Origin of the sequence: Lentzea xerophila (assembly GCF_051094245.1) — a bacterium.
Taxonomy (GTDB): domain Bacteria; phylum Actinomycetota; class Actinomycetes; order Mycobacteriales; family Pseudonocardiaceae; genus Lentzea; species Lentzea xerophila.
Map to the genome: position 1 here is coordinate 5,807,943 of NZ_CP194934.1, position 16,722 is coordinate 5,824,664.

Annotated in this window: 9 protein-coding genes; all 9 read right to left on the reverse strand. The window is 70.8% G+C overall.

From position 1 onward, the window contains the following. Window positions 1–1,404, reverse strand: a complete 1,404-nt coding sequence (gene eccD / locus ACRSBM_RS27620) for a type VII secretion integral membrane protein EccD (protein ID WP_434447503.1) — start codon at window positions 1,402–1,404, stop codon at window positions 1–3. Continuing rightward, complete coding sequence (gene eccCa / locus ACRSBM_RS27625; protein ID WP_434447505.1) at window positions 1,401–5,432, reverse strand: type VII secretion protein EccCa; 4,032 nt, start codon at window positions 5,430–5,432, stop codon at window positions 1,401–1,403. Before eccCa ends, eccD begins: the two co-directional genes overlap by 4 nt. Further along, a complete protein-coding gene (locus tag ACRSBM_RS27630) occupies window positions 5,429–9,319 on the reverse strand; it encodes a hypothetical protein (protein WP_434447507.1) in 3,891 nt (1,296 codons plus the stop codon). Before ACRSBM_RS27630 ends, eccCa begins: the two co-directional genes overlap by 4 nt. An 89-nt stretch (window positions 9,320–9,408) precedes the next feature. Further along, complete coding sequence (locus tag ACRSBM_RS27635; protein WP_434447509.1) at window positions 9,409–10,035, reverse strand: hypothetical protein; 627 nt, start codon at window positions 10,033–10,035, stop codon at window positions 9,409–9,411. Between the two features lie 72 nt (window positions 10,036–10,107). After that, window positions 10,108–10,410, reverse strand: coding sequence for a WXG100 family type VII secretion target (locus ACRSBM_RS27640; protein ID WP_143091682.1), 303 nt, complete (start codon window positions 10,408–10,410; stop codon window positions 10,108–10,110). Between the two features lie 45 nt (window positions 10,411–10,455). Further along, window positions 10,456–10,776 (reverse strand): WXG100 family type VII secretion target, encoded by a 321-nt coding sequence (locus ACRSBM_RS27645; protein ID WP_360388235.1) that lies wholly within the window; start codon window positions 10,774–10,776, stop codon window positions 10,456–10,458. Window positions 10,777–11,141: 365 nt separating this feature from the next. After that, window positions 11,142–11,792, reverse strand: a complete 651-nt coding sequence (locus tag ACRSBM_RS27650; protein ID WP_434447512.1) for an ESX secretion-associated protein EspG — start codon at window positions 11,790–11,792, stop codon at window positions 11,142–11,144. Between the two features lie 105 nt (window positions 11,793–11,897). Continuing rightward, a complete protein-coding gene (locus tag ACRSBM_RS27655) occupies window positions 11,898–14,129 on the reverse strand; it encodes an ATP-binding protein (protein WP_434447514.1) in 2,232 nt (743 codons plus the stop codon). Between the two features lie 50 nt (window positions 14,130–14,179). Further along, window positions 14,180–16,474, reverse strand: a complete 2,295-nt coding sequence (locus tag ACRSBM_RS27660) for a helix-turn-helix domain-containing protein (protein ID WP_434447516.1) — start codon at window positions 16,472–16,474, stop codon at window positions 14,180–14,182. Between the last annotated feature and the right edge of the window lie 248 nt (window positions 16,475–16,722).

Here is a 16,722-nt window from a genome sequence, read left to right on the forward strand (position 1 = left end):
TCACCCCGCCAGTCCGCGGGCCCAGGCGAAGAGGCCCAGTGCGTGCAGGACGAACGGCACCAGCGCGAGGCAGAGCAGGTTCTCCACGACGTCGCCCAGGTGCGGCCAGATCGGCAGCACCCGGCGGTGGGACGGGCGCAGCGCCGCCAGCACGAGCAGCAGAGCGGCGGCGAACAGCATCAGCACGCCGAAGAGGCGCTCCAGGTCGCTCATCCCGGACAACATGTGCAGAGCGGGCAACACCGCGCCCCAGGTGCCGGCCAGCGCGAGGGACGTGCGCTGGCCGACGTTCAGGAACTCGCGTGAGCGCAATAGCACCAGCGCCGCGAAGAGCCCGCTCAGCGTGTAGTCGAGCCAGCCGGGATCCGCCACCAGGTAGACGAACCCGACCGCGAGCACCGCGGACGCCCCCGTCGCGAGCACGCTCAGGTAGCGGTCGGCGATCCCGGTCTGCTCGATCACCTGTGCCGCGGGCATGGGCTCGACGTCGATCTTCATCTCGTCGGCGTTGCGGGGCAGCTGCGGGCCGCGCAGCCGGGCGACCCTCGTCGCGAGCTTCGGCGCGAACAACAGCAGCGCGAAGAAGGCGCTCATCAACGAGGCCGCGATCTGCAGACGGGTCAGCTCCAGCCCGAGGTGCAGCCACACCGCCAGCACCATCGCCACGCCCACGACCGCCGCGCACCCGAACGGGACGATCGGCAGCTTCGGCGCGAGCAGCCGTTGCACCACCAGCAACACCACCGACGTGGCCACGAGCGCGACGCCGCAGACCAGCAGGCCGTGCGGGTCCAGGGCGAGCGCACCGTCCACACCGGCCACACCGATCAGACCGGCCAGCCCCGCGTACCCGCAGCCCGCCACCCCGACCAGCCCGGCGAGCACGCCGTCCTCGATCGTGCGCGCGACGAGCACGGAGGCCAGGCACAGCACCAGCGCCAGGACACCGGCCGTGACCGTCGCTGCGACCGCGCTCGCGTTCTCGAACAGCGAGAACGCGATGGCGAACAGGACGAACCCGCTCAGGCTGAGGAACAGCTTCCGGTTCACCGCCTCGTTCCAGCGGTTGCCCTGCCGGTTCACCGCCGTGGCCATGCCCTCGGCCACGTCGTCGAAGTCCAGCTCCGGCAACGGGTCCTCGGCGCGGGAGAGGTGGAACTGCTCGCCGTCGAGCCAGTCCAGCGTCTCCGGCGTGCCCTCCGGGTCGAACGGGGCACCGCCGAGGCGTTGCAGCACCCACGAGCCGTACAGCTCACCGTCGTGACCCCGGTCGTGGTCGCGCACCACGTGCCGCACCAGCGTCGGCAGCAGCACCGCCACCGTCGTCGAGACCGGCACGGAGAGGTCGGCCTTGCCGCTGGGACCGTGCACGGTGATGCGACAGAGTTCGGAGGTCGTCGTCACATGCCCTCGTTCCGCGCGAACGCGCCGACACCGGTCGGCTCGTCCTGCGACTTGTCGACCGGCACGAGACCGGTCTGGATCAACTTGATGCCCCGCCGCGTCACCAGCTGGGCGCGGCCCTGCGGGAGGGTGCGCGGAGCGGCCTCGCCGAGGAACTTCCCCTCCTCCTTGGGGTAGGAGAAGAGCAGTGCGGGAGAACCGAGCTCCCACAGCCTGCGCATGACCGGGTCCATCATGCCGCGCAGGGCGTTCGCGCTGCTGCGCGCGACGATCAGGTGGAATCCGATGTGGACGCCCTGTGCCAGCAAGGGCAGCAGCGTGTCGAGCGGGGTGCCCATGCCGGTGCCCGAGGTCATCAGTTCGTAGTCGTCGACGACCACGAACAGCTGTGGCCCCTCCCACCAGTCGCGCCGGCGCAGCTGCTCGGACGAGATGTCCGGGCCCGGGACCCGCTTGTGCAGCGACACGGCCGCCTTGGTCGCGAGGTCGGTCAGCGCGTCCGAGCTGACCACGTGACCGATCTTGTACTCGTCGGGCATCATGTCGTCGAGGTCGCGGCGCGAGTCCGCGACGAGGATCTTGGCCTCACCCGGCCGGAAACCCTCGACGATCGACCGGATCACGAGCCGCAGCGCGTTGGTCTTGCCGGTCTCCGCGTCGCCCATCACGAACAGGTGCGGGATGGCGTTGAAGTCGTGCCACACCGGGTTCAGGCGCTGTTCGTCGAGGCCCAGGCACACCTTCAGGCCGCCGTTCTGCGGCTTCGGCAGGTCGACGATCGGCAGCCGGGTCGGCAGCAGCCGCACACCGGGTGCGCTGCGGCCCGGCCAGAAGGTGCGGACCTCCTCCACGAACGACTTGGTGGCGCTCGCCAGGTCCTCGGTCGCCGAGGACCCGTCCAGTCGCGGCAGCGCGGCGAGGAAGTGGAAACCGGAGCTGGTCAGGCCGCGGCCAGGCTGGTTCGGCACGGTGGCGGCTTTGCGGCTCTGCACCTCCGACTCCATCGAGTCGCCGAGGCGCAGCTCGAACCTCGTGCCCAGCACGTCGCGCAGCCACGGCCTGATCTCCGACCAGCGCGTCGAGGACACCACCAGGTGCACGCCGAAGGACAGACCGCGGGCGGCGATCTCGGTCAGCTTCGTCTCCAGGTCGCCGAAGTCCTGGCGCAGGGTGAACCAGCCGTCGATGATCAGGAACACCTCGCCGTGCGCGTCCTCGACCCGTCCGGCGCGCCGTGCGGCGCGGTAGTCGGCCATCGACTCGAAGCCGTGCTCGGCGAACGCCGCCTCACGCAGTTCCATGACCTGCACGACTTCTTCGAGGGTGCGCACCACGCGGTCGCGTTCCATGCGGGTCGCGACCGAACCGACGTGCGGGAGACCGCTGATCGACATGATGCCGCCGCCACCGAAGTCGAGCCCGTAGAACTGGACCTCCTCGGGGGTGTGGGTCAGCGCCAGGCCGAGGACCAGCGTGCGCAGCAACGCGGACTTGCCGCTCATCGGGGCGCCGACGACACCGACGTGGCCGTCCGCTCCGGACAGGTCGGCCACCAGCAGCTCGCGCAACTGCTCGTAGGGCAGGTCGACGACTCCGACGGGGACCCGCAGGCGTCCTCGGGTGCCGGGGTCGTCCACGCACATGCCGAGCTCCGGGTGCGGCACCACGCTGGGCAGCAGGGCGTCGAGGCTCGGCGACGCGGACAGCGGGGGCAGCCACACCTGGCGGGCGGCGGGTCCCGCACCGGCGAGCCTGCCGATCAGCACCTCCACCACGCTCGGGGCGTCCTCCGCGGGCGCCTCCGCCTTCTCCTGCTTGGCCTCCGGTTCCACGGGCTCGCTCTGCCGCAGCTCGTGCACACGCGGGCTGGGCTGGGTGTAGAACGGCACGATCTCGCCCGCCGCGCGGTCCTCACCGCTGATCGCCCCCTGCTCGGGCGCGGTCGTGAGGCAGGGACCGGACACGTACGCGCCCTTGAAGCGCGTCAACGTGGTCGTGTCGAACTTGAGGTACCCGTTGCCCGGACCGGGAGGCAGCTCGTAGGCGTCGGCGACACCGATCACGCTGCGCGACTCCATGGAGGAGAAGGTGCGCAGCGCGATGCGATAGGACAGGTGGCCCTCGACGCGGTGGATCCGCCCCTCGTCGAGCCGTTGCGAGGCGAGCAGCAGGTGCACCCCGAGGCTGCGGCCCAACCGTCCGATCGAGACGAACAGGTCCATGAACTCCGGCTTGGCGCTCAGCAGCTCGGAGAACTCGTCGACGATCACGAGCAGCGTCGGCAGCGGTGGCAGCTGGCCACCGGTCATGCGGGCCTTCTCGTACTCGAACAGCGACGAGTACCCGCTCTCGCGCAGGATCTCCTGGCGCCGCGTCATCTCACCGTTGATCGAGTCCTGCATGCGGTCGACCAGCGGGAGCTCGTCGGCGAGGTTGGTGATCACCGCGGAGGTGTGCGGCAGCTTCTCCATGTTGAGGAACGTCGCGCCGCCCTTGAAGTCCACCAGGACGAAGTTCAGGGTCTCCGACGAGTGCGTGGCCGCGAGCCCGCACACCAGGGTGCGCAGCAGCTCGCTCTTGCCGGAACCGGTGGCACCGATCAACATGCCGTGCGGTCCCATGCCGCCCTGCGCCGACTCCTTGAGGTCGATCTCCACGACCTCGCCGTCCTCGGTGACGCCGATCGGCACCTGGAGGCGGGCGCGTTGTGGGGTCTTCTGCCGCCACATCGCGTTGACGTCGAACGTGTGCAGGTCGCGGATGCCCAGCAACGAGGGCAGCTCGAAGTCTGTCTCGAAAGGACGGTCCACGATGTCGACCGTGCCGCTGGTGCGCTTGGGCGCGATCAACCGGGCAAGGGCGTCGGCCTGCACCACGCCGAACGAGTCGTGCCGTGCGGTGCCAGTCTCCTCACCGACCGGGTACGTCACCTCGCCGTCGCGGCAGGTGAGCCGCAACACCTTCGCACCGCCGGGCAGCGCGCCGGTGGCGTCGAGCAGCACCGTGTTGCGCAGGCCGGGGCCGAGCAGCGGGGAGTGCTCGGGAATCGACGCCAGGTGCGCGACGACCACCACGAACGGCTCCACCACACCGGGCAGGACGGACTTGTCGTGGTCGCCCCGGTCCGTGACGTCCTTCCCGAGCAGGTCGACCAGCTCGTCGTGGTCGCAGGTGAGCATCCGCAACGGGCCGGCGGCGTCGCGGGCGGTGGGGTGCGCGAGGTGCGGCAGCCACTTGGCCCAGTCCCAGTCCGCCTGGTTCGAGGGCGCGGTCAGCACGGCGATCCGCAGCTCGTCCGGCGCGTGGAAGGTGACCAGCTGACCGATCATCGCGCGCACCAGGCCGACGACGGCGTCCGGTTCGCCGGCGAGCTCGATGCTCGTGAAGCTGCGCAGCCCCACGGAGATCGGGATGCCGGTGACTGTCCGGTAGGTCTCGCTGAAGCGCCGCAGCGAGATCGCCGACAGCGGTTCGAGGTCCTCGATCGGCTTGGTCGACGGCGGCAGGAACTCCATGGCCGCCTGCTGGGTGCCGAGCCCGATCCGCACGCGGGCGAAGTCGTCGTGGCTGCCCCGCCGTTCCCACAGCCGCGGCCCGGTGGCGACCGACCACAGCCACGACGGGTCGGGGTTGTCCCACGCGACGGCCGCGCGCTGCTCGTTGCTCGTCTCCCTGGCACGCCGCCGCAGCTGCCCGATGTAGCGCAGGTAGTCGCGGCGTTCCGCGTCGAGTTTGCGCTTGCGCTCCCCCGCGTTGCGGAAGAGCTGGTTGATCGCCATCGCGACCATGCCGATCGACATCGCGCCGGCCATGATGAAGATGAACGGCGACCCGCCGCCGGAGCCCATGGAGGAGAAGATCAGGATCATGGCGATCGGCCCCAGCGCCATGGGCAGGAACATCAGCACCGAGCTGAAGTCGCGCACGGCGGGTTCGGGCATCACCGGCGGTTCCTGCAGCTCCTCCTGACCCTCCGGCATCGGGGGCCCCTCGGCACGCGGCCCCCGCTTCGCCGTGACGGTGCTCATTCGATCACCCCCGGTGCCGCCTTCGTCCTGCCGCTGTCCGCCCACACGCCGGTGTCCTGCTTGAGCAGGTCAGCCGACGTGCGCTCGTCTTCCTCGTCCTGCTCGTCGTCGTTCACCGGCTCCTCGTCCTCGGGGGCGTCGAGGCCGGCGCACCCCAGCCCCGACACGTGCGGGTCGAACCGGGGCAGGTAGGACGACATCTCGATCGGCTGGACAGTCGTCTCCGGCTGCAACCGCACAACCCCCTCGCGTCCCGCGCTGTGCCCCCACACCGTCGAGTCGCGCAGCGTGTAGTCGGGCTTCTCCGGCGCGCTCTCGCGCTCCTCCCGCAGCGCTGCAGCGGTGGGCAGCCAGGGCAGACCACCCGACGCCCCGGCGTCCCACGCGCTGAAGTCCTCTTCCCCGCCGGCGTGGACGAGCGCCACGCGGTCGTCGTCGAACGCGGCGATCAGCGGTTCGGCCGGTGGTGGTCCGGTCGGGATGTCGGTGATGGGCAACGGCACGCCTACGAGGGCGTCTTCGCGCCGCCTCTCTCCCGCACCTGCTGGGGCCGTCGGGGTCGCTTGGGCAGCCGGAGCCGCCGGGGCCACCTGGGTGGCCGGGGCCACCGGGACCGGCAGAGCCGCCGGGGTGACCGGCAGCACCGGTACCTGGGGTGCCGGCACCTGGGGCGCGGAGGGCTGGAGACCAGGGGGCTGGGGTGCCGGCGGCTGAGGCGCCGAGGGCTGAGCCACCGGGCGCTCGGAGACAGGGGCTTGGGGCACCGGGACCTCCGACGCCGGAACCTGCGGAACCACGACCCCGGCCGCCGGGACCTGTGGCACCAGGGACTCGCCCGCCGGAACGTGGGCCGCAGGAGCCTCGGACGCCGGAACCTGTGGCACCACGGCCTCAGTCGCCGGAGCCTGTGGCACCAGAACCTCCGACCCTGGAACGTGGGCCGCGGGGACGTCGAGCGCCGGAACCTGCGGCACCGACCCGTCCTGCGTCCACGGCTCCGGCCGCCCACGCGGCGCCTCCGCACCACCCGGATCACCGGTGGGCACCGCGGACGCGTGCTCCCACGGAGCCGTCTCACCGTCCACGAGTCCGGACGCGTCCGAGCGTTCGGCCGCACCGGCACCACCCGCACCGCCGCCCTGCCCGGGCGCCATCGGCATGGGCGGCATCATCGGCGAGCCGGCACCAGGCTGAGCGGCGCTCTGCGGTGCCGCGCTCCACTGCTCCGGCGTGCTCTTCTCCTGACCGGCCGTGTCCGGGTCACCGACACCGGGCAGCTCGACGCCCTCCCAGGGCTTGGCCTCCCCGCCGATCAGGCCGGCGGCGTCCGGACGCTCCGCAGCACCCGAACCACCACCGGTACCCGCACCAGGCGCACCCGGCGGCATCATCGGCATCCCACCACCGGGCATGCCGGCACCAGGCATCTCAGAGCCGTTGCCCTGGGACGAAGCCCACTCCTCCGGCTTACCCCCCACCTGGCCGATGGCCTGCGGCTCACCGACACCGGGCAGCTCGACGCCCTCCCACGGCTTGACCTCGCCACCGATCAATCCGGCAGCGTCCGGACGCTCCCCAGCACCCGAACCACCACCGGTACCCGCACCAGGCGCACCCGGCGGCATCATCGGCATCCCACCCGGCATCCCACCGCCGGGCATGCCCGCACCGGGCATGCCGACACCGGGCATTTCAGAACCGTTGCCCTGGGACGAAGCCCACTCCTCCGGCTTGCCGCCGACCTGGCCGATCGCCTGCGGCTCACCCAGACCAGGAGCGTCGACGCCCTCCCACGGCTTGACCTCGCCACCGATCAGCCCGGCGGCGTCCGGACGCTCCCCAGCACCCGAACCACCGCCAGTACCCGCACCAGGCGCGCCCGGCGGCATCATCGGCATCCCACCGGGCTGCCCGCCACCGGTCATGCCGCCGGGCAGCAAAGGAGTGTTGTGCTGGGACGAAGCCCACTCCTCCGGAGTCGACGGCAGCTCGGGGACGCCGCCGTGCGGGTCGCCCAGGCCGGGGGCCTTGGAGCCCTCCCACGGCTTCACCTCGCCACCGATCAGCCCCGAAGCGTCCGGACGCTCCCCAGCACCCGAACCACCACCGGTACCCGCGCCAGGTGCACCCGGCGGCATCATCGGCATACCGCCGCCGCCGAGGCCGTTGCGGTCGTCGTTCGACGCGCCCGAACCCTTGCCCGCGGTCCAGTCCTGGGGGCTCGGCACCTCGCCCGGCTTGAACTCACCGGGCTTGAAGTCACCCGGCTTGAACTCACCGGGTGTGAAGTCGCCCGGCTTGAAGTCAGCCGGAGGCGCACCTTGGCCACCGGGCGACACCTTGCCACCGGGGAACTCGCTCGGCTTGAAGTCACCGGGCTTGAACTCTCCCGGCTTGAAGTCACCAGGAGGCGCGACCTTGCCACCGGGCGGCGTCTTCCCACCGGGGAACTCGCCCGGCTTGAAGTCACCCGGCTTGAACTCACCGGGCTTGGGCACGTTGGGAACAGGCGTGTTCCCGCCACGACCGGACGCCGGCGGCTTGGAGCCCACGAACGAGCCGACGGGCGGCGGAACCGCTCCCTGACCACCGGGCAGGCCACCGCCGCCGGGACCGTTGCCGGGGGTGAACTCACCCGGCTTGAAGTCGGGCGGCGGCACGTTCCCGCCGGGAAGCTGGGAGGCGTTGAAATCGCCCGGTTTGAACGAGTTCGGCGAAGGCACGCCTCCACCGCCGGGGAGGCCGCCTTGGCCTGGGCCCGCTCCAGGGGTGAACTCGCCGGGCTTGGGGATCTCCGCGCCGGAGCCACCGAGCCCGGAACCGGGACCGCCCAGGCCGCTCGGGTCGAACTCGCCCGGCGGCGGCACGGCGGAGAAGTCCCCGGGACCACCGGCACCGCCGAAGGCGTTCCCGCCGGGCATGTCCGACGGCTTGAAGCCGGGGATCTCCGGCGTCTTGACCTCGGGGATCTCCGGCGTCTTGATCTCGGGGACCTCCGGGACCTTGCCCCCGGGCGGCGGCGGGATCTCGGACTTGGGCGGTGGCGGGACCTCGATCTTGGCCGGCGGCGGGACCTTGGACGGTGGCGGGACCTTGATCTCCGGCGGCTTGAAGCCGGGGATCTTGATCTCCGGGACCTTGATCTTGGGGGGTTTCGAGTCGGGCCCACCGCCCAACGGGTCCGGCTTCGGGATGGTGGTCAGCGTGGTGTCGTAGGCCTGCTTCTCGTACTCCGCCGCGAGGGTCTTCAGCACCTGGCGCATGTCGCGGTCGAGCAGTTTGACGATCTCGGGGAACTTGCTGATGTGGACGAGGTTTCCCTTGTCGCTCTCGATGATGACGTCCTCGCCCTTGATCGCGGCGATGCGCTGCGCTTCACGGGCGTAGAACTGGTCGATGTCGTGGACCGTCTTGATCGCCCACGCGAGGTAGTTGCCCGCCGCCCACAGCTGTTCGGGCACCGGGGAGAGCCGGGCCGAGCCGCCGTCGATCTGCGTGGCGTGGGCGGTGAACGACCTGGAGAACTCCTCCATCAACCCCATGAAGGCCTTCGACGCCTCGCCCTGCCACGGGCCGCCCTCGCCGCCCAGCGCCTTGGCCTGCTCGGCGATGCTCCTGCCCGTGGAGGCGAGGATCTCCTTGACCATGCGGAAGCTCAGCGCGGCGTCCCACAGCGTCTGCGGGTCCGAGGCGGCGCTCGCCCCCAGCTCGGTGCGCTCCTCGGCACCGATCGCGGCCGACCCGGTGATGCGGGCCATGATCTCTTTCCAGCCCCACGAGTCGTAGTCCGATGTGGACGAACCAGACCCGTCCCCGGTCGCCACCACGGCACCGTTGTCCTTGACTTCGACTTCCTGGCCGCCGGGCTTGGGCGGATCTTCAGCCATGGTGGTGCCTTCGTGTTGCGCGGGTGCACTGCCCGCAGGGCCGACAGGGGTGGACGCGACGCCGGGGAGGCCGTTGCTCGGACGACGCCCTAGGAGGCGGGGGTTGCTCCGCTGATCGCCTTGCTGACCTCGGCCCTCGCACCCGCGATGTGCTCGTTGAGGTCCTTGCCGGTGGCGGCGTTGAGCTCCTCGGCGGTGTCGTAGGCGCGCGCGAGCTTCTCGAGCTCGTCGGCGACCGTCGTGATCGCGTCGATGCTCCTGCGGAGGAACTCGCGGGTCGTGGGCTGGATCGCCGTGCCCTCACCGCCGCTGACGACCTTCACCTGCAGCTGGTGCGCGTCGTAGAAGATGCCGGGAGCGACCTTGACCTTCTCGATCTGCTCCAGCGCGGTCTTGAGGGTCGGGATCAGCGAGCGGATGTTGGTGGCGAACGTCTTCAGCGCCTCGGTGCTGACGCGGATGCCGCGGCCGGAGTGGTCCTTGTTGCGCGGCACCTTGGGCGGCGGGTACTTGTTCGCGAAGTGCTCCCCCTCGGGACCGCCCCAGTCGCCGAGACCATCCCTGGGCCCCTTGGCGTCGTACTCCTCGGGGTTCTTCTTGGCCTCCTCGTACGACTCCTTCTTGTCGGCCTCGCCCGGATGGTTCTTCTCGTAGTTCTTCTTGAACACTTCCTTCTCGTGGTCGGTCAGCTGCCGCGTGGTACCCGGCATGGTCACAGCCCTTCTCTTCGATCGGTGTCACGGGCGGAACGGGGGCGTCGCCGGGACGTCCGGCGACGCCCCGGGGACTTACTTCACGCTGTAGCCGCCCCAGGCGTTCATGCCGGTGTGCTCGATCTTGAGGTAGCCGCCGGTGATGTTGTTGAGGGCGACCTCGGCCGAGTTCAGGCTGTGCGGCATGCGCGCGGCGGCGGCGTCCCACTGGGACTTCGCCACCATGTACTGGTCCTTGGCACCGTCCTGCCAGTCCCCCAGGCTCTGGAGGATCTGCTGGTGCATGCTCTCCAGCTCGGTCTGCAGGCGCTTGGTGACCGCGGCCATCTGGTCGCGGACCGAGTCCGCCATGCCGCGGTCAAAGGTGTAAGTGGGCAAAGCACTGTCCTTTCGATGGCTGAACGGGGTGGGGTGTGGCGGCGATCAGAGGCCGGCCAGGCCCGGACCCACGGGGATGCTCGACGCGGTCTCGGTGTTGGAGCTCTCACCGGCGGTGATGACCTGCCGGTTGCCGTTCATGACCTCGATCATCTCGCCGAGCTTGTTCACGATGAACGTGCAGTCGTCCATCCAGGCCCGCATCGAGGTGTCGAAGGCCGCGGACGCGTCACCGGTCCAGGTCGACTTCAGCGTTCCGAGCGCGTCGCCGACGGTCTGGACACCGCTCTTGGCCACGTTCTGCGTGTTGCCGAGGTGGCCTGCCGCCGCCTGCATTCCCGGGGTAGTAGTTGACACTCCGGCCATTGGCTGTCTCCCTATGTGAACGAGCTAGTGGTCGCTGACAAACGAAGCTTGCTCAAGCAGCGCCCCGCCGCAGAAGAGCTTGCTCCCACTCGCCGGACCGATCAGCACTCTGCGGACGTTCTTTCCCTTCCACACACCTTTGGTGGCGCGTTCGCCCTCGCCTCCGGTGAACCGCAGGTGATGGGCTTGTCCGGATCCGGACAAAAGCGTTTGCGGTCAATCGACCGAGGCCGCCGGACGCGCTACATCGCCATTCGCCGAAGGTCGCCAATGCGAATGCGCGAAAGCAATGAGAACAGCGAAAGATCGCGCACGGACGAAAGACCGAATCCGGCGCTCTTCTCACCGGACGCCCAGGACAGCGCCTAGGACGTCACCGGTGCGGGTTCGTCGACGTCGTACGACGCGAGCAGCTCGCCGACCCTGCGCGTGACGTGGTCGTGCGCCATTAGCTCGGCCTCGCTCGACCCGGTCTCCGCCACGAGGTAGTGCTCGCCGTCCGTGCCGCACCACGTGAGAGCGGGGAGGGCACAGGGCCGGCCACGACCGGAGAACCCGATCCGGCCGGTCGCGGGAGGTCCGTCCACGGCACCCGACCAAGCAGCGGACCAGCGTCCCTCCGACAACAGGTCGGTGATCGCCACGGCCAGCTCGTCGGGTCTGATCGAGGAAAGCCACAGTTCGCCGCCGGCGAGCACGGCGAGAACGGCGTCGTCTGCCCCGCGGGCGGCGAGCGCCTGCAGCGGGTATCCCACGAAGGCGACCAGGTCGACGGCCTCGCGGTAGTTCCCGAGCAGGTGCAGCATCCGGGTGAGACGGGCGTCCGCGCGGTGCCCGCGGTCGGCCAGGCCCCGGTTGACCAGCTCCCGGTAGACCTCTTCGACCAGCACGGCACCGCATTGGGATCGTCCCCCGGTCTTCGGCACCATCAGGGGGTACGGCATCGGGCCGGGGCAGACGTCCGCCCACAGCACCTCGAAGTCGTACGTCGACAGCGGGAACTGCGGCATGCGCATCACACGAGTCAACACCGCGACGGGCCGCGGCGCAGCCCGCGGCCCGTGTTTGAGCCCGTCCGATCGCCCGGTCCTTCCCACCCGGTCAGAAAACGGGCGATGAGGTCACGAGATCCGGGCCAGCTCGCTCTCCACGCTGGCGCAGCGGGTCGGCATCGCCAGCTCGTCGAAGACGGTCCACGCGTACTCGAGCAGCTCGCGCGCCTCGTCGAGCGCACCCGCGTCGATGCAGCACCGGCCCTCCCACAGCGCCGCATCGGCCGCGAGCCCCGTGGCCCCCACCTCCTGCTGCATGACGCGGGACCGCGCGAACAGCGGCACGGCCTGGTCGCACCGGCCCATCGCGTGCAGGCAGCGGGCCATCCCCTCGACGAGAATGGCCGTCAGGCGGTTGCGGGGCTTCGTCGCCTCGCCCGCCCGGCCGCGGCGCACCGCTTCCTCGTGCAGCGCCTCCATGAGAGCAAGCGCCTGCTCGTGCTGTCCGTCGAGCAACAGCAGCGCACCGAACCGGTAACGGACCGGCAGCTGCACGGCCCAGAAGTCGTAGGAGGCGGCGAGTTCCACGGACTCCCGTGCGTGCTCCATCGCCGTGGCGCGGTCGACCTGGGAGTACTCGAAGTAGGAGGCGTAGGCCAGCGCCCACATCCGTTCCAGCCGGTCGCCGGCCACCTCGGCGCGGCCCAGGGCGAGCAGGTGCTGTTCCAGCGCGGCCTTGGTGTCGGCCACCATGGAATGCGCCCACCCCAGGAAGTTGAGCTGCTGCGCCTCGGCGGTCACGTCGCCCAGCGCCCGTGCCGCCTCGACACCGGCGCCGAAGACCTCGACCCACTCGACCACCTGCCAGCGGTCGTCGGAGTACCAGTGCATCGCCTGCGCGAGCGCCAGCACCTCGCTGTGCCAGCCCGTGCGCACCGCTTCCCGGAACGCGGCCAGCCAGCTGGACCGCTCCTGCTCCAGCCACGACCGCGCCTCGTCCAGCGTGTCGAAGACCTCGTTCGCGGGTTCCTCCGGCGAGAACCTCGTCCCCGCCGCGGTCGCCATGTCTAGCAGGTGCTCCACCACCGCTTCGGTCGTCAGCGCGCGGTCGGCCTCGTCGTCCTCGGCCTCCCACCGCTCACGCGCGAACAACCGCAACAGGTCGTGGAACCGGAACCGGCCCTCCGCCGGACCGGCCAGCACCATGCTCGCGTCCACCAGCTCGTCGAGCTGGCCGAAGGCCTCCGACTCGGTCAGGCTTCCGACGACCTGGGTCAGCTCGACGCCGAAGTCCGCACCCGGCACCGCCGCCAGCCGCCGGAACAACATCCGGCCCTCCGGTGACAGCCCCCGGTAGGACACCTCGAACGCCGAGCGCACCTGCAGATCGCCCGCGGACAACGACGTCAGCCTCGTCCGCTCGTCCCGCAGCTGGTTCGCCAGGTACCGCAAAGTCCACTGCGGCCTGGTCGCCAGCCGGTTCGCCGCGATCCGCAACGCCAGCGGCAGGTTCCCGCACAGCTCGATCAGCTCACCCGCCACACCGGGTTCGGCCCGCACCCGGTCCACCCCGACGACGGCCTCCAGCAACGCCTTCGCGTCCCCGTCGTCGAACGGCTCCAGGTACAACCACCGCACACCTTCGAGTCCCGCCAGCGTCCGGCGGCACGTCACGAGCGTCCGGCACCCCGGAGCCGCCGCGAGGAACGGCCGGACCTGCGCCTCCGAGGCGGCGTTGTCCAGCAGCACCAGCACCTTCCGCTTCTCCAGCAGCGCCCGGTACCGGCTCGACTGCTCGTCCACCACCGCGGGGACGTCTCCCGGTCCCACGCCCAGCGCCTGCAGCAGCCGGTCGAACACGACCTCCGCGGGCAACGGCCGCTCGTCCATCCCGCGCAGGTCGACGGCCAGGCACCCGTCGGGGAAGTCCTCGCGCCTGAGGTGCGCCGCGTACGCCGCCAGGACGGTCTTGCCCACGCCGGGCTGCCCCACGATCGCCACCGTCGGGTTCGCCTGCAGCAGCCGTTGCAGCTTTTCGAGGTCCGCTACGCGCCCGACCGGGTGGGAGGGCAGCGGCGGCATCTCGGCCGAGCCGGCGGCCGACACCGGAGACCGCCGCCTGCGCCCCTGCTCCGCGACCCGCAGGAACTCCTCCCGCTGCACGGCACCCAGTTCGAACGCGTCCGCCAGCACCTCGGCAGAACGCCGCTGCGCCGCACGAGCCCGGCCCTGCTCCAACTCCCGCAACGCCCGCACGCTGATACCCGACCGCTCCGCCAGACCCAGCTGACTCAGCCCGGCGGCACGCCGGTACCCCAGCAGCAGCTCACCGAAAGTCTTCTGGCCATCCGAGTCGCGCACGAGCCAAACGTAACCGCTCGCTCCGAGCCGATCGAGACAGCGACACCCGTTCAGACCAGTCCGTTTCCATCACACCCGGGTGCGTGCTGCTCCGCCAGCGCGGTCAGCTCGGCGTCCACCCGGTCCCGATCAGCGCGGTAGACCGGACCGTTCAGCAGCTCGCGGGCGGAGAGCAGGCAGCACCGGGCGCGGTCCGGTTCCCCCGCCGCGCGCCACGCGAGTCCTTCCCTGATCGCCTGGTCCGCCTCGCGGTGGGCCGCCTCGTTCTCGACGGACAGCCGGCGCGCCTCGCGATGGCTCACCGCCGCCTCCCGCCACCGGCCGAGGCCGGCGAGGCAGAGACCGATGTTCTCCGTCAACAGCATCATCACCCAGCGGACCACCTCCTGGTCGGCCTCGTGCCGGTGCTCGTGTGCCTCGGTGAGCAGGGCCTCGTGCACCGCCAGCGCGTCCTCGTAGCGGCCAGCCTCCTGGAGAGCGACCCCGAGGGTGCTGCGCATCCAGTACCGCATCTCGAAGAAGCCGTACTCCGCCGACAGCTCGTGGGCCACGCGCAGGTGGGCCATGCCCTCCTCGACCTTCCCGAGCCGGGTCAGCTCGACGCCGAGGTAGCAGTGCGCGAACACCTTCCCGCGGTGGTCGCCGATCTCCTCCGCGAGCGCCAGCGCACGCGAGCTGGTGCGGAGGGCGAGCTCGTTGTCGTTGCGGCACATGTACTGCGCCCAGCCGAGCTGGTTGAGCATGTCCACCTCGGCCACCTGGTCGCCGAGCCGCCGCGCGGCCTCGAGACCGAGCCGGTAGACCTCGTCCCAGCGGTAGTCGAACTCCTGGCTGTCCGCGAACCAGTGCATGGCCCGCGCCAGGCCGAGCACCTCGGCGTGCCAGCCGAGCGCCGCCGCCTCGCGCTGCGCGGCCGACCAGTTCGTGCCCTCCCGCACCAACCAGTCCCCCGCGCTAGCCTGCGAGGAGAACGGCGAGCCGTCCGCGTCAGGCGGTCCTTGGAACACGGACGCACCCGCGGCCGTCGCCGTACCCAGCAGGTGCCGGAGGGTGCGGTCGCGCAGCTGCTCGCGCACGTCCTCCGCTTCCTCCTGGGCCAGGCGCTCGGCGGCGAAGAGCCGCAGCAGGTTGTGGAACCGCAGGCGTCCCGGCGCCCGCGCGGTGTCCAGCAGGGACGCCTCGACCAGTTCGTCGAGCAGCGCGCCGACCTCCGGCTGCGGCACACCCGTGGCCACCGCGGCGAGCGCCTCGTCGAAGTGCTCGCCGGGGATCACCGCGAGGCGCCGGAGCACCCGGCGGGCGAACGGGGACAGCCGCCGGAACGACACCTCGAACGCGGAGCGCAGCTGGAGGTCGCCCGCAGACAGGGAGCTGAGCCGCATCCGCTCGTCGCGCAGCTGCGACACGAGGTAGGACAGCGACCAGTGCGGCCGCGTCGCCAGCCGGTTGCCCGCGATGCGGATCGCCAGCGGCAGGTTCCCGCACAGCGTCACCAGCTCGGCGGCCGCACCCGGTTCCCCGCACACGACGTCGTGGTCCGCGATGGAAGCGAGCAGGGCCACCCCGCTCTCCGTCGTCAGCGGCGAGAGCGAGACCCAGCTCGCGCTCGTCATGCCGGCCAGGACGCGGCGGCACGTCACCAGGGTCACGCCGCGGTTGCCCGTGCCGAGCAACGGCCGCACGTGCGCCTCGTCGACCGCGTTGTCCAGCAGCACCAGCACCCGCCGGTCGCGCAGCAGTGCACGGAACAGCTCGACGCGGTCCGCCTCGGACTCGGGAACACCCCTGGTGGGCACGCCGAGGGCCCGCAGCATCCGCTCCAGCGCCTCGTCCGCCGCCATCGGCCGGTCACCGGAACCGCCCAGGTCGACCGCGAGACAGCCGTCGGGGAAGTGGGCGGCCAGCCGGTGCGCCGCCGCGACGGCGAGCGAGGTCTTGCCGACACCGGGCGGCCCGGTGACCACGACGACGCCGGCGGGTTCCGCGGTACCGAGCCCGATCAGCTCGCACAGCTCCCGTTCCCTGCCGACGAGCTCGGTGACCGCGGGCAGCGAGTGGAGCATGGTGGGGTCGACGAGCTTGGCCGTGCGGCGACGCCCCTCCCTGGCGAGCGTCAGGAAGACCTCCCGGTCCTCGCCGGTCAGGTCGAGGGCGTCCGCCAGCACCGCGGCCGAGCGCTCCTGGGGTGAGTTCGCCCTGCCCCGTTCCAGGTCCCGCAGGGCGCGCACGCTCATCCCCGATGAACGGGCGAGATCGGCCTGGGACAAACCGGACGCCCGCCGGAGTCTGAGCAGCATCTGACCGAAGGCGGGAATCGCATCATCCGGGACGCTCACGGTCAGCATTAGACATAGAACCGCAGCTTGATAATTCCTTGATGTTCGCTCGGACGATGACTGCCGAGGAGGTCGACATCGATGCGGATCAAGCCTTCAACCAGGTAGAACGCTCGTGACGTCAGTTCCACGTGGGCACCGTAGCACCTTGTGGGGTGAATTCACTCTGCACGTCCACACCATGATCGATGTACGTTCGGACACACCTCCCGGCGCCGCATTGCTCCCTTTCAGTGAATTTACTGGAAGGCTCTGCG

Excerpts from the sequence above, each read along its gene's own strand:
- ACRSBM_RS27630 (WP_434447507.1), bottom strand. The coding sequence starts at position 9,319 with ATGGCTGAAGATCCGCCCAAGCCCGGCGGCCAGGAAGTCGAAGTCAAG.
- ACRSBM_RS27650 (WP_434447512.1), bottom strand. The coding sequence starts at position 11,792 with ATGCGCATGCCGCAGTTCCCGCTGTCGACGTACGACTTCGAGGTGCTG.
- eccCa (WP_434447505.1), bottom strand. The coding sequence starts at position 5,432 with ATGAGCACCGTCACGGCGAAGCGGGGGCCGCGTGCCGAGGGGCCCCCG.
- ACRSBM_RS27660 (WP_434447516.1), bottom strand. The coding sequence starts at position 16,474 with ATGCTGACCGTGAGCGTCCCGGATGATGCGATTCCCGCCTTCGGTCAG.
- ACRSBM_RS27645 (WP_360388235.1), bottom strand. The coding sequence starts at position 10,776 with ATGGCCGGAGTGTCAACTACTACCCCGGGAATGCAGGCGGCGGCAGGC.